This window comes from Psychrobacter sp. 1Y6 (assembly GCF_052258385.2).
Taxonomy (GTDB): Bacteria; Pseudomonadota; Gammaproteobacteria; order Pseudomonadales; family Moraxellaceae; genus Psychrobacter.
In genome coordinates this window covers 1079711-1102306 of the sequence record NZ_JBQQEW020000001.1, presented here as the reverse complement: position 1 = coordinate 1102306, position 22596 = coordinate 1079711, and the positions used below count along the sequence as shown (strand labels likewise).

Sequence of the window (22596 nt, the reverse complement as noted above, 5' to 3'; positions counted from 1 at the left end):
CGCTATTTACTGACATTGATAACATCATACACTCATATACCTCGACGCTAGAGGTGTTTGTTCATCATGCCAGCAGACTGATTCTTTTTTTAAAGAGGCACGTTTATGTCAGCACAACAACCCAATAAAATTCCTGTACAACAAGTCGATCTTGATGCAACCAAGCATCGTGTGCATCCGAGGTTTGTCACAGGTTTTTATCAAAATATTCGTGTCATCACGATGTATGCTCTTTTGGCGGCTTTTTTACTTTTGCCATGGCTGCGCTATAATGATAGACAAGCGATATGGTTTGATGTGCCATCTCAGCATTATTATATTTTTGGCATGACGTTTTTGACGCAAGATTTTTATTTTATTGCTGCATTTGCCATTATCGCCGCGTTTACGCTGTTTATGGTGACGGTATATGCAGGGCGCGTTTGGTGTGGTTATGCTTGTCCTCAAACGATATGGACGCATCTATACCAATATGTTGAAAAATGGGTGATTGGCGATCGTAATAAACGCATCAAGTTTGATAAAGCACCGTTAAGTGCGAGCAAAGTGTTCAAGCGCACGGTGGTATATTCAATTTGGTTTTTGCTTTCTGTGATTACAGCAGCGACCTTTGTTAGTTATGTGGCGGGAACAGACTCTCTATATCATAGCTGGCAGTCAATAGGAGTAATTCCATTCCCTGACTGGCCAACGTGGGTATGGGTCTCAATGTTTATTTTCACCTTTGCTACTTATGCCAACGCAGGCTACATGCGTGAGCAAATGTGTGTACAGATTTGCCCCTATGGCCGCTTTCAAAGTGTGATGTTTGATAAAGACACATTAATCGTATCTTATGATTATGAACGCGGTGAGCCGCGCGGTGCCCGTAAAAAAGGTACAAACCCAGAGCACTTAGGCGACTGCATTGAATGCACCATGTGTGTGCAGGTCTGCCCTACTGGTATCGATATTCGTGATGGTCTGCAAGTTGCCTGTATTCAGTGTGCGGCTTGTATCGATGCCTGTAACGAAGTGATGGACAAGGTCGGCTATCCGCGTGGCCTGATTCGTTATACGACCGAACGTCAGCTGGCAGAAAAAGAGCCCAGCCGCGTACTGCGCCCACGACTATTTGCTTATTTGACATTATTAGCCGTACTATGTGGCGGTGTGATATATGCGTTAACCGATCGCGTGCCCTTGGAAATTGATATCCGCCGTGACCGCAATCAGTTATCGTCTATCAACAATCAAGGCATGATCGAAAACAGCTATATCGTCAAGCTAACCAATAAGACACAGGATGCTCATACCTACACAATAACACTGGCACCGCAAAAAGGGCTAAGCTTAGAGCTGCGCTTTAATGATGTACCATTAGAAGCGGGCGAAAGCTTTGATATGCCAGTCAGTATTTATGGTGATCCTGATGTGATAGAGTTTGGCCAAACGCCTGTCACGCTAAATGTGAGCAGCGAAAACGGTAAGTACAAGGTAAGCAAACAAAATATCTTTACGACCCAAGGTCAGTAAATGATTAGCAGACCTATTGTTTAATTTCATGTATATCATTCGGTAGTCTATAGCTAGTGCAAGTAGTTAAATAACTAATTGTTCTAGCGAAAGGCTATTGGATACACGTTTTATCATTAAACTGGTAGCACTTAGCCGCCAAATTATCCGTTGATACCATTTGTAGATGTCTAATGAACATCTATCTATTAAATGCGTATCTGATGCATAGGTATTTTATGTCTACTCCAGCACCGAACTTTAAACATCAAGACAAGCAGCCATGGTATAAAAATTACATGGTCGTTATCTTTGTGATTGGCATGCCTGCTGCGGTCGTGATCGCTTGTATTTGGTTTGTTTATTACTCTTACCAGATCCGTGATAGCGTGGTACGTGACGACTGGTATATGGATGGCAAAACGCTCTATCATGATGTCTCTCGTGACAAGCTCACGTATGATTTAGACTTGCATGGACAAATGAAGTTTGCAGAAAATGGCGATATTGTGTTTTATCTTAACTACCCTGAGCAAAGCGTCCAGTCAGGCAAGCTGCTAAACGGCACACCACTTACCTATCCTGATACGTTGGAGCTGTCTATTTCTCATGCAACGGATATCAAAAAAGACCGCGATGTTGTCCTTAAGCATGTTGAGGGCAATAGATACAGTGCACAAGTCGATATTGATCCTGTAAAAGCCAAGTATTACCTACAGGTTAGCAACGACGGTAAAGATGATTGGCGTATGCAAGATGTCGCAAAATTGCCTCGTTCAAAGGTCAGCTTTGACCCATTACCAGTTTTTGCTAAGAGTTAATGCTGTTAGTAGCATCCAGACATAAAAAAACCAGCCACTCGTCAGAGATTGGCTGGTTTTTTTTGAGCTATTTAATATCGTGTTAATTAGTAAGCGTTATTTAATATCATACTAATTTTTCAATTACTAAATCACAGGGTTAATCGTTGGAATTTTCTGTGCTTTACGCTCGTTTTGCGCGGCTTTATCCGTCTCTGTCGAATAAGGCTTGTCACTAGCAAACTTAGGATTGAACGTTTGCGTCCTTGGCGATACAGGTAAACCAATCTCAGCCAAACTATCCGTCTGCCCAGCTTGAATATTGTCGCCTTCAAATAAACGCTCATCATTATCACGATCAAGACTGAGTGTTTCAAAGTCAAATAGCTCACGATCAGCTAATTGTGATGGCGCGACGTTTTGCATTGCCTTAAAGATAGAAGCCAGACGCTGCGGGTGAGCGTCATCCCATTCACGCAGCATATCGTTGATGATGGCACGCTGTAGATTGGTTTGACTGCCACATAGGTTACAAGGAATGATTGGAAATTCCTTTAATTTGGCATATTCGATGATGTCTTTTTCTTCGACATAAGCCAATGGGCGAATCAGCATATTTTGCTTGTCATCGCTCAGCAGTTTGGGCGGCATTGATTTGAGCGCACCACCATGGAATAAGTTCAGAAAGAAGGTCGCCAGCATATCGTCACGATGATGGCCAAGGGCAATCTTAGTCGCGCCAATTTGTTTAGCAAAGCCATATAATGAACCGCGGCGCAGACGAGAGCACGCCGAGCAGTAAGTCTTGCCTTCTGGCACCACGCTTTTGACGATGCTATATGTGTCTTTTTCTAAAATATAGTGGGCGATGCCCTGCTCGTTTAGATACGCAGGTAAGATGTCTTCCGGATAGCCTGGCTGCTTTTGATCAAGATTCACCGCGACGATATCAAAATGAATCGGTGCAATGCGTTTTAGCAGCAATAAAATATCAAGTAAGGTATAGCTGTCTTTACCACCCGAAACACAGACCATCACCACATCGCCATCTTCGATCATATTAAAATCGCGGATTGCCCAAGAGACTTGACGACGCAGCTTCTTTTGTAGTTTACGAAAGTACGCTGACTCAGTAGGTGCTTGCGCATCGGCAAACTGCTCGTCAATCATGTCCTCATCATTGCCATCTTCAGAGACGTCATCGTACTCTCTGCTATCAGTATCGGTGTCCAAAGCCTGACTATCAAAGCTCATTGCATCAGATACATCATCAGCTTGAGAAGGAATATTTGGCGTAAATAAGGTTGCTGCGGTCATAAGTTACTCAATATCTTTATAAGGGTGATTTTACTATAAAGCGATTTGCGATAAGGCTTTTAAAGCATTATCACCAATGTCATGTGACTGATACTTTAAAAGCTGCGATTATAACAAATATTGCTAACAGATTGAAAAGATGACAGTAATACCGACTTTATTTTATTGCAGTACTATGTAAACTAGCTTTGGCAGCTTAGTGACGGGTGATTGGACGCTTCGTGGTTCTGTAGTAGGCGTATTTTTGCTAAAATAGCCGTTTTCGTAAACCAATAATAGATATCACTATGACTAACGTTACTTTGCAAAACACTTCTAATCAAGTATCAGATGCTGACTTAGCTGCTCTTACCAAAAGCCAAAATGCGGTTGTCCTTTTATCAGGCGGTCTCGATTCGGTGACTTGCTTATATTGGGCAAAAGCGCGCTATGCATCAGTGACAGCAGTCAGCTTTAACTATGGTCAACGTCATAATAGTGAACTTGTGGCCGCAAAGACCATCGCTGAGACAGCAGGCGTCAATCATAGAATCATCGATATTGATATCGCACAACTGGGCGGTTCATCGCTAACAGATCACAGTATGATCGTGCCAGACGGTGATTCGGATAAATTCCCTAGCAAAAAGCGCAACGAAATCGATAACGACGCTATCCCAAATACCTATGTGCCTGCGCGCAATACTATTTTCTTATCATACGCGTTAGCAGTCGCCGAAGTCGCTGATGCCAACCATATCGTCATCGGTGTCAGCTCAGTTGATTACTCGGGCTACCCTGACTGTCGCCCAGAGTATATAGCTGCCTTTGAACATATGGCCAATCTCGCGACAAAAGCAGGCGTCACTGGTCATCGCTTATCGATTCAAACACCATTGCAGCAATTATCAAAAGCCCAAACCATTGAGCTTGGTCTGTCATTAGGTGTCGATTACGGACAGACGATTTCTTGTTATCGTGCAGATGCCAATGGCCTTGCTTGCGGTGTTTGTGATAGCTGCGCATTGCGTCGTCAAGGCTTTGCCCAAGCTGGCGTAACCGACCCTACTCATTATCAGTCTTAATTAATTTTAGTCAGTCCTATATAAGTTGGATACGGTATCAGACGCGCTTATTCCGCTATCCTTCCTTATGCTCAAATCATATCGAACTGACTATGCATTAATGCTAAATATTGAGTGAAATGGTGATACCCATCAACATTCGCGCAACATTCGCTTGCATTAACACAGCACGTCGTTCTTGTATTCTAATCGACATACTTGCTATCGTATGAACGATTATATTTATCGAAAGATGTACATGACGATATCGGTCACTCATATATTGATGAGTTGACTTTGCATTGAGCAAAAGATAAAAAATTGACGCTACCCGTAAGAGGAAATTTATGAAGTTGTTGCCAGTACTACCCCTAGCCTTAGCGGCCCTGTTTGCCATGCCACAAGCCAACGCTGCTGACATCAAGCAAGATAATATCAATTCATGTGTCAATGGCGCAGTCAAATACAAAGTCGCTGACAAAAGCAACGCAACTAAACTATGTAACTGTACTATTGGTGTGCGCAGCAACATGACTATCGGTCAAATGTGGGAAATCGAAAGCTACGCACAAGATAAGAAAGACCCTTCTAATCTGCCATATGTGAAAGCGATGCAAAAAGATTTGCAACAGTGCACCGTTGGTTTAGATTTGAAGAAGCCGCAAAAACCTGCGTAACCTCTAATCGTTTGATATACAAAAGACTGGCTATTGCCAGTCTTTTTTGTTGCCAATGAATGGGCAAAGTGTAAAACTGATTATTTATTTCTACTAATCTGCCTATAATAAGAACACTATAAATAGAACCATCATTAAGCCGATACACATAACTAAAACTAATAAGGATTTTATAATGGCTAAGCCAACAACAGAAACCATTCACCTACCTGATTTTCCAGTAACCATAGTACGCAAGCTTGCTGGTAACTTTATCCATGATGAAATCAATTTAAAAGAAATGGTCGCCAATACCGATAAAGGCCTTATCCTTTATTTTTATCCCAAAGACAACACACCAGGCTGCACCACACAGGCAACAGAGTTTACCTCGCACCTTCATGACTTCGATGAATTGGGCTATGATATCATCGGCGTCTCTCGTGATAGTGTTGAATCTCATGAAAAGTTTATCGACAAATATGACTTACAGATTCCACTCATCAGTGACGCTGATGAAAAGCTATGCCAGTATTTTGATGTTATCAAAGAAAAAAATATGTACGGCAAAGTTACGCTAGGCCTTGTACGTTCGGCATTTGTATTCAATAAAAACAGTGAACTGACTCATGCCCAGCGTAACCTACGTGCCAAAGACTACACCAGCCGCTTACTGACTATATTGGCGCCGTAATTATTGGTTCTGTAATTAAGTCAGTATTATTGACGTTATAGTTAAATCAGTATTGATCATAAAAACCAAATAAAAAATATAAGCTAATAATTCAGTCTATTACTGAATATAACCTTGCCCCTATTAGAGAATAATATGAATAAACAATCTGGTACGACCACCGACGATACGTCGAAAGAAGTTACGCGCAAAGTATCTGTCGCTATTATTGGCGCGGGTACCGCAGGTCAAAATGCTTTTCGCCAAGCGAGTAAAATCAAAGATGACGTAGTTATTATTAATGAAGGATTTTGGACCACAACCTGTATTGCGGTCGGCTGTATGCCTAGTAAGCTGTTAATTGCAGCGGCGGATCGCGCACATGATGCCAACCATTCTGCTGAATTTGGTATCCATTCGACCGCGCAAATCGATGGCAAACGAGTCATGGAACGTGTACGTGACGAACGCAGTCATTTTGCCAGCTATATTAAAAAACAAGTAGACAGCTGGCCTGATCATAAGAAAATCGACGGTCGTGCTCTTATCAATGAACAAGGGCTAATCGAGGTCAATGATGAGCTGATTGCTGCTGATCAAATCATTGTCGCCACCGGTAGCTCGCCGTTTATTCCTGATGGATGGGCGGACAAGCTTGGTGATACCATGCTCACTTCTGATAGTGTCTTTGAGCTTGAAGATTTGCCGAAGACTATGGCTGTCGTCGGTGCTGGTGCTATTGGTCTAGAACTTGCGCAAGCATTTACACGCTTAGGTGTGGAAGTCACGCTGCTAAACCGTGCCAAACAAGTGGCTGGTCTAAAAGACGATGATATTAATAATAAAGCCATGGATTGCTTAAGTCATGAACTAACCATGCATTTAGGCAGCGAAATTACCAATGTAGGTACAACAGCAGATGGAGGTAATACAAGTGCGTTTATCAAATATGAAGACAGCGCTAGTGAGTCTCAGCAATGGCAAGGCGAGTACGTATTAGTTGCTACTGGTCGTCGCAACAATATTAAGCAGCTAGGTGTCGAAAACTTAGGTGTCGAGCTAGACGATAAGAACCGTCCAAAAAACTTGAGTAAAAAAACAGGCCAAATTGGCGACTTAAACGTCTATATCGTTGGAGATGCCAATGCTAATATTCCGTTACTGCATGTGGCTAGCGATGAGGGCTATAGTGCAGGCAGTATGGTCTGCGAGAACACAGAAGCGGCCTATATTCGCCCACCTGCGACTCCTTTCTCTATCGTATTTTGCTCACCGCAAATCGTCAATGTTGGTATGTCGCTACCAGAGATTCAAAAAGATTCAGAACTAGAATTTGTTATCGGTAGTGTGAGCTTTGATAATCAAGGACGTAGCCGTGTAATGGGTGTCAACTGCGGCTTACTACATATCTATGGCTGTAAAAAGACAGACAGAATTTTAGGCGCTAGTATGGTCGGTCCTGATGCTGAATATATCGGTCATATACTTGCTACAGCGATTACCAATGATTTGAGTATTAAAGATATGCTCGACACCCCTTTTTATCATCCGACGATACTAGAGGGACTACGTACGGCGTTACGTGATGTGCAGTACAAAATGGAGATACCTTTCCAATCTCTAGATACCCAAAAGGATAACTCTTAACAGGCCCTTTGACTAAGTCCTCAAGTCAGCAATGCCTTTAAATTAATAGTAGCTAGTCTTAACCATTACTTTATTTGATTGCTTTGACGACTTGAGGTAATTTATAAATATATATTCATTTATAATTTTTTGTACAAACACATCCTGCATGGACGAAAAAATGCCAATCGCTAGTGTTACCGACTTTTTTCAAGAGATCGTTCGCGACTTACATACTAGCCTATATCTTGCTCTCGGCGGCTCTATCGATGAAGAGTCACTTAATTGGTCCTCTCAGGCAGTAGAACTGGCGAGCACTGGCATCAAAATCCTAATACTGCTTGCGGTATTGGGATTTTTTTATTGGTTGGCCAATTATATCCTTAGACAAAGCCGTGCCAAAATTCGATTAAATGAGCGCCGCACTAAGATTGTCCGTTCAGTTTTGCGCTATGTCTGGATTGTCGCCAGTCTGATAGCAATTATGAGTCAGATAAACTTTGAGCCAGAAACCATCAAAGCCACCGCAAAGGCAAGTACTTGGGCAGGTATCTATTACGTACTTTGGGCATCATCAGGACAAATCATTCACAGAGTCCTACAGCACTATGGTCTCAATGCTTCCATAGAGCAGCTACTCAAAAATATTTTATCTGTACTACTATTGGTACTCGGGCTTGCCAGCGTCATGGCTCAATTTGGCTTTGACATCGTATCGTTAGTGGCGGGTTTAGGTATTGTTGGTTTGGCAGTAGGTTTCGCCGCTCAGTCTACCCTTGCTAATTTTATCGCTGGGATCACTATTCTGCTTGAGCAGTCTTTTCAAGTCGGTGATTGGATTCATATCAATGACAATGAAGGGCGTGTGGTACTTATCGCGTTGCGCACTACTCACATCCTCACTCGAGACAACATCACTGTCATTATCCCAAACTCTAACGTTGCCTCATCAGAAGTCATCAACCTGACTTCCAAGAACTTTATACGTTTTGATATTCGCGTACGTATCGCGTTTGAAGATGATATAGAAACAGCTCGCAAGGAAATTTTGCAAGTACTCAGCGATACCGATGCGGTGCTTAATCGTCCTGAAACTTCAGCGACCGTGGCAGAAATTGGCGAGTATGGGGTGTTCTTTATCGTACGCTTTTGGGTCAAACCAGCAGCCGTTGCCCGCATACCCAAAATCAAAGAAGTGCTACAAGAAGAGATTAAAATTGCATTTGATGCGGCTAATATCTCTACGCCCTATCCGCATATGCGATTGCTGATGCCAAAGGATGTTGACTACCCTATTGCAACCAAGCCCTTTGCAACCACTACTCAAATCGTCCCAGAGGAATTATCACTGACAAAGGGTGAGTAGAGAATTTATTGTCACGTATTTAGCTATCACATCTTAAAATCTTAAACACGGCTACTTTGAACCATCCTACTGTGAATTATGGTAAAATTGCTGGTTACACCGATTATCTTATTATTTGCTTTTTTGTCAATTTAGCCCACAGGTACCCGTATGACCGAACAAACCGCGCCCGCATCTCTAACAGCAGCTTCACCAGAGTTGTCGCTTGATCTTATTATTACCTGTGCCGATGGGCTTGAGGCACCACTGCAGACTGAGCTAACCAGTTTTGGCATTGACAGCGAAATCAAAAGTACCGGCCGTCTAGCCGTAACGGGTGGTTTACGTGAGCTATATACCATCTGCCTATGGTCACGCGTGGCCTCGCGGGTATTGATGCTGATCAAACGTAAAAATATCAATGCAGAATACGACGTTGCGGAGCAGCTATACGGCTTGGCAAAATCCGTCAATTGGACTGAGCAGTTTAGCCTAGAGCAAACCTTTGCTATTCGTCTGTCTGTCGATAAGCGTGTCGCTGTCAGTCAGCAGTTTGCGATGCTACGTATCAAAGATGCGATTGCCGATACCTTTAACGAAGTTTACGACAGCCGTCCTAACGTCGATAGCAAAAATCCAGACTTCTCTGTTTTTGCCACCATTAATGACAAGCAAGCTGAGCTGTATTTAGATTTATCAGGTACCAGTTTGCATCGCCGTGGTTACCGTGTGGCCATGACAGAAGCGCCACTAAAAGAAAACTTAGCAGCTGCCCTACTCTATAGCGCTGGTTGGCACAAGAAAAACGAAGCTGGCGACGCACCTTTCTATAATGCGTTAATTGACCCAATGTGCGGCTCTGGAACGTTCCTTATCGAAGCGCTATTGATGCATTGCGACTATGCCGTGGGTATCGACAAAGCTGCCAATCAATTTGGTTTTTATCAGTGGCAGCATCATGACGAGACGCTATGGCAAGAGATGATCGATGATGCTCAAACGCGTTTTCGCGAAGCATTAGAGATTGCCAATGAGCAGCCTGATACATTGCCGCTTATGTTGGGCTTTGATGCTGATAGTGGTGCGATTCTTGCCACAGAAAAAAACTTAATTGCCGCAGGTTTACAAGACCTTTTACCGCTACTCGATATCGAGCATCGTGCGCTTGACCAACTTAGTAATGTGCTTGAGCCATTGGTCAATGATGGTCGATTGAGCAATCCTTTGGTCATTACCAACCCACCGTATGGTGAGCGTTTGGGTGATGAAGAAATGATTAAGCCGTTGTACCAAGCGATTGGGCTGATATTGCAAGACAGCTTTGCCGGTAGTGGCATTGACCCGATGCTTGGCATATTGGCCTCTCATGTCGAACAAGTAGATATTCTACCGATTAAAGAACCAAAAACTTTACGCTGTCATAATGGTGCTATCACCGTCTATTTCCGCTACGGAAAGCTTATCGTTGGGCAAACGGGCAATCTTGTTAGTCGTTTTGAGAAACGCGAGATTGAAGTAGAAGAGGGTCAAGACTTCATTAACCGTCTGCAAAAAAACCTTGCTAAGCTCAAGAAACTGGCCAAAAAAGACAATGTAAGCAATATTCGTGTTTACGATGCTGATTTACCTGATTTCAAAGTCGCGATCGATTTATACGGTGATTATGCACATGTACAAGAATATGCGCCGCCAAAGACCATCCCACCTGAAACTGCAAAGAAACGCTTTAACTTGGCATTGATGGGTATCCGTGAAGTCTTTGATATTAACCGTGAACAGATCTTTATCAAAACGCGTGCCCGTCAGTCTGGTAACGATCAGTACAGCAAGCAGAACACCACAGAAAAACGTGGCAAGTTTCATGTTGCGCGCGAAGATGGTGCCTACCTGTATGTCAACTTTACCGATTATTTAGATACTGGTCTGTTTATCGATCACCGTAATATGCGTGCTCGTATCAAAGATAACAGCCGCGGTAAAGCAGTACTTAACCTATTTGCTTATACTTGTACCGCAAGTGTGCATGCAGCGCTTGCTGGTGCGAAAAAAGTCACTAGCGTTGACTTGTCACAGAACTATCTAGATTGGGGCAAACAAAACTTTGTCTTGAACGGTTTGGACGTTAGCCGCAATAAGTACCAGTTCGTTGCTGCCGATATCTTTGAGTGGATTAAAGACAATACCGAGCAGTTCGATGTTATCTTTATTGATCCACCGACCTTTTCAAACTCTAAGAAGTTTCAAGGTACTTTTGATGTGCAACGTGACCATGCTGCACTGATTAATCGTGCCATGAACCGCCTCACCTCTGATGGCGTCTTGTACTTTTCTAACAACTTTACGCGTTTTGAATTAGATGAGCAGTTGACTCAGCGTTATGACATCATTGATATTACGCAAAAAACCATTGGCTTTGATTTCAATATCAAAAAGCCTATTCATCAAAGCTTTGAGATTCGTCATCGTCAAAGTCTATAATTCGAAGTTTTAGATTTATAGTTTAGAATCTAAAGTCCGTAAACAGGATTTTGATAAATAAGACTATAGATTTATAAGGGCAATATAAGTACCTGAAACTTCTATTTTTTGCTGAATGTATATGAAATATAACAATGGTCCAATCAGCTTTGATTGGGCCATTTTTTGTTGCTATGATAGAGCGTTACTAGGCGATGGATTTGCGCAGTTATTGCGTAAGCATCGCCTTTTTTCGATGACTTTATAAAACCACTAATGTCTAATAAAAAGGATAACACCATGGCTTTATCACTTAATAAAGGCGGTAATTTATCGCTAACAAAAACTGACCCAAATTTAACCAAGTTACTTATCGGTCTTGGTTGGGATGAGCGCGCCACTTCTGGTGCTGAGTTCGACCTTGATGCTAGCGTATTTCTACTAAATGGCGCGGGTAAAGTACGCGGCGATCATGACTTTATCTTTTATAATCAGCTGAAGTCTGACAATGGCGCTGTCGAGCATACTGGTGACAACCGTACTGGCGAAGGCGATGGTGATGATGAAGTTATCAAAGTAAATCTCACTCAAGTACCTGCAGACGTAGATAAAGTAGTCGTGACAGTGACTATTCATGACGCTGCTGCTCGCAGCCAGAACTTTGGTCAAGTCGCAAACGCCTTTATCCGTGTTGTTAACGAAGAGACTGGCACTGAAGTCGTACGTTTTGATCTAGCAGAAGACTACTCTGTAGAGACAGCGATGGTGTTTGGCGAAGTATATCGTCACAACGGTGAATGGAAATTCCGCGCTGTTGGTCAAGGCTATTCAGGCGGTTTACAAGCGATGTGTCAACAATACGGTGTTGATATCTAAAACCATTATTTACTGGTATTTAGTCAGTTATTAGTCACCGTCAACACGTCCAAAATAGCAAATAGCCATCGTTGCAAATAGTCACAATTTTTAATGGCCAAATGACTAGTAATGCTTTACGTTTCGTTTAAAATTATGCATAAAAAGTGGTTAGTAATAACCGCTTTTTTGCGGTTCATGCCTATACTAGGTAGACCTTAGCTTTACGCAACCATACAGGATGTGTCATGAGACATTTTTATTTAGACTTTATCTTCACCGCAATTGCTTTGGCAATAGCAGCATGGTGGGGATATTCACATGGCGGTATGGGTGGCATGATAGCCACTCTTTCTATTACCGCTATTTTGGCCGTCATGGAAATTTCATTATCTTTTGATAATGCGGTGGTCAATGCTTCAGTCCTTAAGGGCTGGGACGAATTTTGGAAAAAGATATTTTTAACCGTTGGTATCCTAATCGCCGTATTCGGTATGCGATTGGTCTTCCCTATTGTCATCGTCGCGGTTACTGCCGACCTTGGTATGATGGAAGTCATCAACTTGGCTTTATATAGCCCTGAAGAGTATTCAGCAAGACTGATGGCACACCATGCAGAAATCTCAGCATTTGGTGGTATTTTCTTACTATTGGTATTCTTGAACTTTATTTTTGATGACAAAGAAGTACATTGGTTTGACTGGCTTGAGAGCCGTTTAGCCAAGCTAGGTAAAGTCGATGCCATGAGCGTATTTGTAGCGCTTATCGTCTTGATGATTGCGGTATCGTGGGCTAATGCAGAGCAGTCAAGCGCTGTCCTAATCGCAGGTGTTTGGGGTATCTTGGTTTATCTGGGCGTACAGGTTGTATCAGGTATGCTTGAGGGCGATCTGGAAGAAGACCTAGAGAACGAAGAGAATGGTTCGGGCGCTGCGGCAACTAGTGCCATTATGAAAGGCGGTATCATTGGTTTCTTATACTTAGAAGTCCTAGATGCTTCATTCAGTTTCGATGGTGTGATTGGCGCATTTGCAATCACCAATGACGTGATTGTTATCATGTTAGGTCTTGCAATTGGTGCGATGTTCGTACGTTCTATGACTATCTTCTTGGTAGACAAAGGCACGCTTGACGAGTTCATCTATCTTGAGCATGGTGCGCATTATGCAATCGGCGCATTGGCACTGATTATGCTATTGTCAGTGAAGTTCCATGTACCAGAGATTATCACTGGTCTGATTGGTATTGCCTTTATTGGTTGGGCGCTGCTAGCGTCACTTCAGCACCGTAAAGCTGAGAAAGCAAGCCTAAACTAAGGCATGTTCTCAGTGTAATATCGTCTGTATCTAGTTATACATCTAAGCAGGTCATATCATCAGGTATGGCCTGTTTTTTTTGTCACACTGTTTTTGTCATACTGTTTTTGCCACCCTATCAGGTCATATTGAAGCCCGAAGATATCGGAATAACCAATAATTGAGACAATCAATGGTTAAAATTACGTTTGCCCTGTTACTATTACCCTATCTTCAGTTAAAATCCTCGTCCTTAAATAACTTGTCGAAATAAGACCCTATAAACGATATGCAAAAAATTCTTGATGATATTGCCGCAGAGATGGCAAGAGAAACTGACCGCGGCAAAGTCGCAGATTATATCCCTCAATTGGCTCATATTGATCCTAATCAGTTCGGTATAGCCGTAGCGACTCCTGATGGGCATATGTATGCAGCAGGTGATGCAAGCACTCTGTTTTCCATCCAAAGTATCTCTAAGGTATTTACCTTAACCATTGGTCTTGGCAAGCTAGGCGATACACTTTGGACACACGTCGGACGCGAACCATCTGGCGATCCTTTTAATTCAATTGTGATGCTCGAGCATGAGTCTGGCCGACCGCGCAACCCATTTATCAATGCTGGTGCCATTGCCGTGGTGGATGCTATTATGATGGGGCATAAACCTAAAGAAACATTGGGTGAAATCCTGCAGTTTGTCCACCTCATTGCAGATGATGAGTCAATTCGCTTTGATCATAAAGTAGCGGCTTCTGAGATGGCGCACAAGGACCGAAATGCCTCTCTGGCGCACTTTATGAAATCCTTTGGTCGTTTAAGACACGATGTGGATAATGTATTAGGTACGTATTTTCATCAGTGCTCAATTGCAATGAACTGCCAACAGTTGGCCAGTGCCGGTCTTTATTTAGTGTCTAACGGAGTTGATAAGCACTCAGGAGTACGTGTAATCAATGAAAAACGAGCACGCCGTATTAACTCATTGATGATGATGTGTGGTCATTATGATGGTTCTGGCGAATTTGCTTACCGCGTGGGCTTACCAGGCAAAAGTGGTGTTGGTGGCGGTATTTTGACGATAGCACCTGGTAAAGGTTCTATCGCTGTCTGGTCACCAGGGCTTGATCATGTAGGTAACTCTAAGCTTGGACTAAAAGCACTAGAGCGCTTCGTACAAAAAACTGGCTGGTCGGTTTTTGCAGAATAAGAGATACATGTATATTTGTCTAAATAGGTTTTTTATATAATGCCAAGCTCTCATACTAGCTGCGAAGCATACCTAAGCCATGAGTTGGTTTATTCTAAGCCCATATAGTCAGTCGGTGCTTTTTAAAGCGATTGTTTTATCTAAGCTACCTTTGTGTTAAATCCCTTTTGTATGAAACATTACTTTTCATAACAATATCTTAACGACTATTGCTAAGTTGATTAGAAATTATCAAAGATACAGAAGTATTATGTCCCTTAGTAAGCATATAGTAAGCGCACAAAATACGCCTTGCTTAGTGAGCAAACGCTTAGTATAGTAAAACCTAATGATATGCAGGGCATAGCGTACAGGTAAGTTTTTATTATTTGCTCTGAGGTATCAGTCACTGCACAACTTTTAGTTTATTTTTTATCAATCAATCCACTTAACTATTAATCCAAAGGATATTTGTATGGCTATTAGCTTAACAAAAGGCGGCAACGTAAACTTATCAAAAGAAGCGCCAGGTTTAACTAACATTACAGTCGGTCTAGGCTGGGATCCACGTGCCACTGACGGGCAAGAGTTTGATTTAGATGCAATCGGTTTCTTGATTAACGAAGCAGGCAAAGTCCGTAACGACCAAGATTTTATCTTTTTCAATAACCTAAAATCAGACAACGGCGCTGTTGAGCATACTGGTGATAACCGTACTGGCGAAGGCGATGGCGATGATGAGAAAATCAAAATCAATCTTGCGAGCATTCCATCTGATGTCAACAAAGTAGCTATCTGTGCCATCATCTATGAAGGCCAAGCACGTAACCAAAACTTCGGTCAAGTGGGTGATGCTTATATCCGCGTTGTAAACGACAATGGCGAATCTGAAATCGCTCGTTACGACTTATCAGAAGATGGCAGTACTGAAACAGCGATGATTTTCGGTGAGTTATATCGTCACAGCGGTGATTGGAAATTCCGTGCGGTTGGTCAAGGCTTCAGCGGTGGTCTTGGACCATTAGCAGCCTCTTATGGCGTAAATGTTTAACGTTAAAACCAACGTAAACGTTTAGCAAGCCAATTATCATAAACAGACGTCTGGTTGTGATCTAATGAGCCATCAAGTGTGCCCCTTTAACGCATTTGATGGCTTTAAATTTAATTGGCTTATCATTAAAAGCTATAGAGCATATAAAAGCACACGCACATATTAAGAGCATTTAACAAAGATATTAGAATAAGGATTTGCAAGCCATGGCCGCAACATTCAGTTTAATCGGTACTATTGAACCTTTTTTGCATTGTAATCTTAAAAAAGGCGATTCAATTTATTGTGAAGCCAATGCGATGGTGATGATGGAGTCCAATCTTGAGCTGAAAGGTAAGCTACAAGGTGGCCTGATGCAATCACTGATGCGCCGCTTTGCAAACGATGAATCGTTGTTTCAACAGCAGATTGAAGCGGTTAATGGTGAGGGCGACTGTTTGCTTGCGCCTACGCTCGATGGTGATATGCAAATCATAGAAGTTGGCAAGCAGCAGTATACATTGAGTGATGGTGCGTTTGTCGCGGCTCAAACTGGTGTCGATATCAGAGCCAATATTCAGCGCAACTTAGGCGGTGCAGTATTCGGTGATACAGGCGGCTTTATGGTAATGCAGACTCAAGGCCAAGGCCAAGTCGTAGTATCTGGTTTTGGCTCGTTGTTCGAGATTGATGTCACACCAGACAAAGACGTCATTATTGATAACGGTCATGTGGTCTGCTGGGACTCAAACCTTGAATACAAACTGTCAGTTTCGACCAGTAAGAAAAAAGGCATCATGAGCAATATCATCAACTCTGTCACTAGTGGCGAAGGTATGGTTCTGAACTTTTCAGGAAGTGGCAAAGTCATTATTTGCTCGCGCAATCGCGACAGTTATCAAGGTTGGATACAAAGCGTCTTAGGTAGTAGCTCAGGCGGACGTGGCGGCGGTGGCGGATTTTTAGACAATATCTTATAGCACCTTTCGCAATTTATAATACTCTTTAGCATTATTTTTAAACGGTTTTACTCACAATTATTATAAGGATACTCACATGGCAGTTAGTCTTCAAAAAGGTCAAAAAATCTCCCTAAGCAAAGAAGCTGGTGGCGAGCTTACTCAAGTTAAATTGGGTCTAGGTTGGGATGTCGCTCAAGGGCCACAAGATAAAAAAGGTGGTTTCTTAGGAAAATTATTCGGCGGCGGTTCTGGCGGCGACTCTATCGATTTAGATGCTTCATGCATCATGTTCGATGCTAATAAGCAAGCAGTCGATGCCATTTGGTTCAGTCAGCTAAAATCGAAAGATGGCAGTATCGTGCATACTGGCGATAACCGTACTGGCGACGGTGATGGTGATGATGAAGTCATCAATGTCGATCTCTCAAGAGTACCTGCTAATGTGGTCTCATTGGTATTTACAGTTAATAGCTTTACTGGTCAAACTTTTGAGACAGTAGAAAATGCGTTTTGCCGTATCGTTAATGCCAATAACAATAGCGAAGTAGCACGTTATAATTTGTCTGCCCAAGGTGGACACACAGCGATGGTAATGGCAAAGGTTTATCGTCATAACAATGAATGGAAAATGCATGCGATTGGCGAGACAGCTTCTGGCCGCACCTTCCACGACTTAATGCCTGCTATCACACCGCATGCATAATTGACTTGAGACTTTAACTGGATTATTACCAATCTAGTTAAATAGTTTATTTCATAAAAGAGCGGCCCATCTATCAATAGATGGGCCGCTCTTTTATGTTTATTGTTTATAGTTAAGAATACTATTTACGTCCACGTTTCCAGCTAAAGCCCCAATTAAACGCTTTGTCCATCTCTTGATGACCTTTAAAATATTGGTTGATACGCTCAACATTGATACTGCCTTGCTGATTGACCAAACGGGCAATGGCACACATTGGTAGATTACCCGCACCTTCGGTCAAACGTGTCTCAATCGGTGATTGCTCTGGCACATGGATAGTCACAACCCCATCGGTTTTTTCCCAGTTGGGCGCGCCTTCATAAATAAACGCAAAGATAAACACCTCTTCAATCTGTGACCATTGCTGACCGTTAATATCTAGCCATTCACCACCGCTTACCTGCCCCGTTCTATCATCCGCACGTAGGCAAACATAAGGCGCTGATTGTAAACTACCAAAACGATTACCCAACGCTTGAATCAGGGTTTTTTCACCATTTTTTAGATGAATCATAGCGCCGACATCTAGATCGATACCGCTTGATTGATGCTGCTTAAATAAATCCCCTAGTATGCCTTTCTTGGGCGCTGATTTATCACTTTGCGGGCGTTGATTCCAATCTAAATTGACCGAAATTTTGCCAAAATCATCACGTTTTTTAAGATTAATGCTAGATTGGTTTTTGGTTAACGTTATTTTACTTAAGTTAATTGAAGAGTTAGCAGGAATCGGTGGCGGGTTGTTAGTTTGAGACGTGCTGCCTGCTTTTTGCGTATTGATTGGTCGCTGAGTGTTGATAGGTTGAGGCTGGCTTTGCGCAGGGTTATGGTTTTGGGCAGGTGCGTCATCAGCGATTTCCACACCAAAATGCTCAGATAAAGGCTTTAGCCCTCCCTCAAACCCTTGGGCGATAAAACGAAATTTCCAGTTTCCTTGTCTTCGATAGCATTCAGCTAATATAATGGCTTTTTCATTACGGCCTGCGCTACTCAGCTGACAGGTCATCAGTACTTGACTGCCCTGCAAAACTTGAATGTCCACATCGCCAACTTGCGACAGTGTTTGCGCACTAGAGAACGCTAGGGCAATTTTCTCAATAGTTGCAGGCTGTGCAGACAAATTGACATCAAAAAACCCATCACTGTCATGACCACGGAAGCTAACGCTACCATCATCGCTACGTGTCTGACCATAAAATATCATGTCTCCATCACCGCGTACTTTTCCGTCATTAGTCAGGCGATAAGCGGCACAATCGATGGCATTTTGGCTTAAAATACGAATACTAATATTGTCAGTTGGTAATGGCGCATTGGCACCTGCAATTAGTTTTTGAGGTTGGTTTTGACTCATCATACGTCCTTTAGATTATTTATTATGCTGTTGTCATTGTCATGCCGACTATCATCATATAGTAGCATGGATATTATGAAAGTTTTGAATCAGGCAATCGTGATATAAGCGACAAAGTCATCCTTACAAATCCCTATGACTATTTTATCAGAGGCGTTTATAACGCATATCATTTGTATATAATACGTCCTATTAAACCGTATACCTTTGCTAATATTACTACTAGATTTGCAGTAGCAGTATTGACTTGTCCACTCCCCTACACCTAATGATAACGCTGAGAGAATTATGAATAATCTTGCTGACAATAGTAACCCTTCAATACCAGTAGCGGCGTGGTTAGCTGAAGGTCAATCTAGCCAGCGTGATATGTTAGAGAGCTTACAAAATTTAAAGAGTAAATCAAATAAGCCTTTCCAAGTTATTGCCTCACACCGTCATGATAGACCTGAGATTTTCGAATTCGCCGATATAATTTATCGTGAGCCATCTAATTCAGCTATGGATGCTGATACCCAGACGACTAGCGAATCTGCTATACCACGCTGGCAGTTCGTATTGGAACAAGCTCAAAAGCATAACGTAAAAGTACTACTGACTGGACGCAATGGTATTGATTATGAAGTGCATCGTGAGAAATTTGACGCTGCGGGTATTCGCTTATTGACGGGAGCAACTAGCGTAGCGGCACTAGAATCAATCGATGACAAGTTTGCTTTTATGCAGCATTGTCACACTCATAATATCCCAGTGGCAGACGCATGGCGTTTTGACAATACGGCGGAGCTTGAGGATTTATTAGCCAAATATGGTGACCAACCTCTATGCGTCAAACCTGTTGTCGGTATTTTTGCCCAAGGGTTTTGGCGACTAGACACGGGTAAAGCAGATAGTACTGCGTACGATAGCTTTGAGCACTTATACTTCACTGAAGAGAAAAAAATCAACACAGCTCAATTTGTGAATGCCTATACCAACAGCCAAATGGTACATGAGCGCCCTATTCCCATGCTGCTTATGCCTTATTTATCAGGGCAAGAGTACTCTATCGATGTAGTTTGTGAATATGGTGAAGTCCTAGCTGCTGTTACTCGTCATAAAACAGGGAAAATACAACACGTTGGTTATGAGCAGTCTGTCATGGATGTCGTAATCCCACTGATTAGGGCCTTTGGCTGTGATGGCATCGTCAGTGTACAAACTAAAGCTGATGATAGCGGTCAGCACCGAGTTCTTGAGATTAATAGCCGTCCATCAGGTGGTATTGGGTATACCTCTCATAGTGGAATTGATTTGACGCAAGTCGGATTTTCTTATTGGTTGCGGCTATCAGAGAGACCTAACTTAGAAACCAATATTCAGCATATTGAACCATGCCAAGTACGCTCTATTATGATGAGTGTCAAAATTGAAAAGGATGATGAATAATAGTCTGCTAAGCATGCACGTGTTTAGCAGATGATTTGAACAGACACAAAAAAAGGTTTTTAGATTAATATCTAAAAACCTTTTTTATTTTCATTTTTAATTGGTATTAAAAATGAGCGTTTAAAATTACTCGCCAAATGCTAGTGTCGCTTGCTTAGGTGCATTTTTAGAAGCAATGACCCATAGTAAGCTTAATACAATTGCTGAACCGATGAAGATCATAATTGATGAAGAAATAGCACCTGCATGCGTGTAATCCATAGACATCGAGTGATTAGTCATCGTCATTTCCATCGCGGCTATACCAGTGTAATGCATCCCACAAACTGCAAGACCCATGATAAACGCACTACCAAAACGCTGTAATGTACCACGTAGATTGAATGCCAACCATAGCGCAGCGATAGCGGCTGCAATAGCAATTACAATCGATAATATAAGCAGCGGTATATTATATGACATGGTAGCCTCCATCTGCATAGAGGCCATACCGGTATAATGCATAGCTGCAACACCCAGCCCAGTAAGCACACCGCCACCAATTAACTTAGCAACGCTTGGTTCACCGCGACCTACGATGACGATACCGACTGCAACGAAACAAATCGCGAGTAGCATTGAGACAATCGTCAGACCCAAGTCATAAGTCACAGGCATTTTCATATCTACAGCCATCATACCGATATAATGCATAGACCAGATCGCACCGCCGATGGCAATCGATGATAGCGCCACCCAAAAGTACAAATCCGTTCCTGGCTTAGCAGAAGGTACTCGAATAGCAAGGTTTAAGCCAACATAAGAACCAAATACTGCAATGACGTATGAGACCAACACCAAAAGTAAGTTATATTCAACTTCCATCATTTTTTTGCCTTTTAACTATCATAAGAATTGAGTCAAATAACGTTACTTTTATTGCAACACGGTGCGTCATTCGCTCATTGATTTTTTTGCACAGACATGAAATTATCTACACACAGTTTTTCTTACCCAATGGTAAATTCACAAATATTGGTACTGCCTGCGCCGCAGTTAGTCTCTTCAACTTGAACCACATCTATAGCAGGGTTGCTTGCCAAAAAGCCTTCTATATAACCTACAATAAAATGGCATCCCGAGTGAGTATGATCTGACGACTTACAGAACGGACATTTAATTAAATAGATCACATTGTTCTTTGCTTTAACTTTAGACAGACCTTTTAATGCTGGCACAAGCTCACGAGTGATCGTAGTAGGCATCTTTAGTGGACTACCAAGTGAATAATCACGCTGGTAAATACCGCCGCCAACCTTGCGACCCAACTCCTGCAATGCAGTCACACGTCGCTCAATAGGCAAACTATCTTCATACTGACTGACAATATCTGCTATTTTAGGGTAATAAGCACCGATGGCTGATAAGACGCTTTTTTCATCTAATGTCTTTTTTGCAGGGGCAGCTGACGAGCCGCCCTCTTCATCTATTTCTAGATTAAAAAGCGTACAGCCTTCAATTGAAGACAAGTCATCGATTAGATCTGCTTGCGTTTTAGAGCCTAGGCTTCTTGCGATCACATGAATGATATTACCACCATTCTCTGAAGCCTCTTGTCTTTGGGAAACCAGCTGATAACCTGCTTTAATAAGCGGCGAAATAACATTGACCAGACGAATACGTTCAGAAGACGTTTCTAATGCACAAGAGAATTTCACAGAGCACTCCTTTTCTTAAAATACTGCTACGCTTTCTTATATCAAGCTATCTAGATAAGCTAATGTGAATAACGTTTCAAAGGTCCGACCAACTGGCTTTCTCACAATATAAAAGATATGCAGACATCAACCATGTGACAGTTTTTATATATCTTTTATATTATAAGAAATGAACTATATTCAGTAGATGAAACTTTGATTTTATAGTTATTAAGCATACAAGTGCTCTAACTACTAGAAATTCATTAATCGAGAAACAGCAATAAGCTTGAAAATAAGATTAGAATTAATAGGTTTAAATCAAATACTATTTTTAAACTTTACAGATAACACTTGGTCACAGTAAAGTTACTAAATAGCAATAGATTTTGATTGTATTATCACCGGAATCTTGTTTTGTAGCAATACGCTATATGGCTTTGTCCGATAAGTGGCTACATTAACCGACAAATGGCTAGACTATAAAACCTCATTATTATTTTCTAAAAGTAATTAATTATTAAAAGGAATTCCGAAACTATTAAAACCTATATATCTTGGTATATCTATTATGTAATTAATCTTAACTGTATATTAAAACACCTATTAACGTTTTCTCTTTGTAGAATCACAGGTTCAAAATAAAATCAT

At 41.9% G+C, this 22596-nt stretch carries 19 protein-coding genes; 15 read left to right on the top strand and 4 right to left on the bottom strand.

What is annotated here, in order from left to right; all coding sequences use genetic code 11:
• The first annotated feature begins 105 nt into the window (after positions 1-105).
• Both ccoG and ACTXGF_RS18395 read left to right on the top strand, forming a co-directional pair.
• On the top strand, positions 106-1515 hold the full coding sequence (ccoG, locus tag ACTXGF_RS18400) for a cytochrome c oxidase accessory protein CcoG (protein ID WP_057760808.1): 1410 nt from the start codon (positions 106-108) through the stop codon (positions 1513-1515).
• A 218-nt stretch (positions 1516-1733) separates the two neighbouring features.
• Positions 1734-2315, top strand: a complete 582-nt coding sequence (locus ACTXGF_RS18395; protein WP_443533789.1) for a FixH family protein — start codon at positions 1734-1736, stop codon at positions 2313-2315.
• Between the two features lie 126 nt (positions 2316-2441).
• Here ACTXGF_RS18395 and ttcA read toward each other — a convergent pair whose 3' ends face one another.
• Entirely contained in the window at positions 2442-3548 is a 1107-nt protein-coding gene (gene ttcA / locus ACTXGF_RS18390) for a tRNA 2-thiocytidine(32) synthetase TtcA (RefSeq protein ID WP_443534045.1), read from the bottom strand.
• A gap of 350 nt (positions 3549-3898) precedes the next feature.
• Between ttcA and queC the strand changes: the two genes are divergently transcribed.
• From queC to ACTXGF_RS18330, 12 genes are all read left to right on the top strand, one after another.
• A complete protein-coding gene (gene queC / locus ACTXGF_RS18385; RefSeq protein ID WP_443533791.1) occupies positions 3899-4675 on the top strand; it encodes a 7-cyano-7-deazaguanine synthase QueC in 777 nt (258 codons plus the stop codon).
• A gap of 326 nt (positions 4676-5001) precedes the next feature.
• Complete coding sequence (locus ACTXGF_RS18380; RefSeq protein ID WP_057760815.1) at positions 5002-5331, top strand: hypothetical protein; 330 nt, start codon at positions 5002-5004, stop codon at positions 5329-5331.
• A 175-nt stretch (positions 5332-5506) separates the two neighbouring features.
• The gene (locus ACTXGF_RS18375) at positions 5507-6004 is read left to right on the top strand and encodes a peroxiredoxin (RefSeq protein ID WP_160020998.1); all 498 of its coding nucleotides are present in this window, start codon (positions 5507-5509) and stop codon (positions 6002-6004) included.
• Between the two features lie 135 nt (positions 6005-6139).
• On the top strand, positions 6140-7630 hold the full coding sequence (locus ACTXGF_RS18370) for a dihydrolipoyl dehydrogenase (RefSeq protein WP_443533793.1): 1491 nt from the start codon (positions 6140-6142) through the stop codon (positions 7628-7630).
• Positions 7631-7790: 160 nt separating this feature from the next.
• On the top strand, positions 7791-8975 hold the full coding sequence (locus ACTXGF_RS18365; protein ID WP_397477251.1) for a mechanosensitive ion channel family protein: 1185 nt from the start codon (positions 7791-7793) through the stop codon (positions 8973-8975).
• Between the two features lie 150 nt (positions 8976-9125).
• Positions 9126-11432 (top strand): bifunctional 23S rRNA (guanine(2069)-N(7))-methyltransferase RlmK/23S rRNA (guanine(2445)-N(2))-methyltransferase RlmL, encoded by a 2307-nt coding sequence (rlmKL, locus tag ACTXGF_RS18360; RefSeq protein WP_443533794.1) that lies wholly within the window; start codon positions 9126-9128, stop codon positions 11430-11432.
• 279 nt (positions 11433-11711) lie between these two features.
• Complete coding sequence (locus ACTXGF_RS18355; protein WP_057760825.1) at positions 11712-12287, top strand: TerD family protein; 576 nt, start codon at positions 11712-11714, stop codon at positions 12285-12287.
• 227 nt (positions 12288-12514) lie between these two features.
• A complete protein-coding gene (locus ACTXGF_RS18350) occupies positions 12515-13582 on the top strand; it encodes a DUF475 domain-containing protein (protein WP_057760827.1) in 1068 nt (355 codons plus the stop codon).
• Between the two features lie 268 nt (positions 13583-13850).
• Positions 13851-14771: a glutaminase gene (locus ACTXGF_RS18345; protein ID WP_165596804.1), complete on the top strand. Its 921-nt coding sequence runs from the start codon at positions 13851-13853 to the stop codon at positions 14769-14771.
• A 454-nt stretch (positions 14772-15225) separates the two neighbouring features.
• On the top strand, positions 15226-15801 hold the full coding sequence (locus ACTXGF_RS18340; protein ID WP_443533797.1) for a TerD family protein: 576 nt from the start codon (positions 15226-15228) through the stop codon (positions 15799-15801).
• A gap of 206 nt (positions 15802-16007) precedes the next feature.
• Positions 16008-16760, top strand: a complete 753-nt coding sequence (locus tag ACTXGF_RS18335) for a TIGR00266 family protein (RefSeq protein ID WP_057760834.1) — start codon at positions 16008-16010, stop codon at positions 16758-16760.
• Between the two features lie 76 nt (positions 16761-16836).
• Positions 16837-17445 carry a TerD family protein gene (locus ACTXGF_RS18330; RefSeq protein WP_057760836.1) on the top strand — a complete coding sequence of 203 codons (609 nt, stop codon included), beginning with the start codon at positions 16837-16839 and terminating at the stop codon, positions 17443-17445.
• Between the two features lie 121 nt (positions 17446-17566).
• Here ACTXGF_RS18330 and ACTXGF_RS18325 read toward each other — a convergent pair whose 3' ends face one another.
• Positions 17567-18841, bottom strand: a complete 1275-nt coding sequence (locus ACTXGF_RS18325; protein WP_443533799.1) for a TerD family protein — start codon at positions 18839-18841, stop codon at positions 17567-17569.
• 288 nt (positions 18842-19129) lie between these two features.
• On the opposite strand from ACTXGF_RS18325, the gene ACTXGF_RS18320 reads away from it, so the two are divergent.
• On the top strand, positions 19130-20269 hold the full coding sequence (locus tag ACTXGF_RS18320) for an ATP-grasp domain-containing protein (protein ID WP_443533801.1): 1140 nt from the start codon (positions 19130-19132) through the stop codon (positions 20267-20269).
• Positions 20270-20395: 126 nt separating this feature from the next.
• Here the strand turns inward: ACTXGF_RS18320 and ACTXGF_RS18315 are convergent, their stop codons facing one another.
• Together ACTXGF_RS18315 and ACTXGF_RS18310 are read right to left on the bottom strand one after the other, a co-directional pair.
• Positions 20396-21136: an MHYT domain-containing protein gene (locus ACTXGF_RS18315; RefSeq protein ID WP_443533803.1), complete on the bottom strand. Its 741-nt coding sequence runs from the start codon at positions 21134-21136 to the stop codon at positions 20396-20398.
• 122 nt (positions 21137-21258) lie between these two features.
• Complete coding sequence (locus tag ACTXGF_RS18310) at positions 21259-21966, bottom strand: hypothetical protein (protein ID WP_165596808.1); 708 nt, start codon at positions 21964-21966, stop codon at positions 21259-21261.
• Positions 21967-22596: the final 630 nt, after the last annotated feature.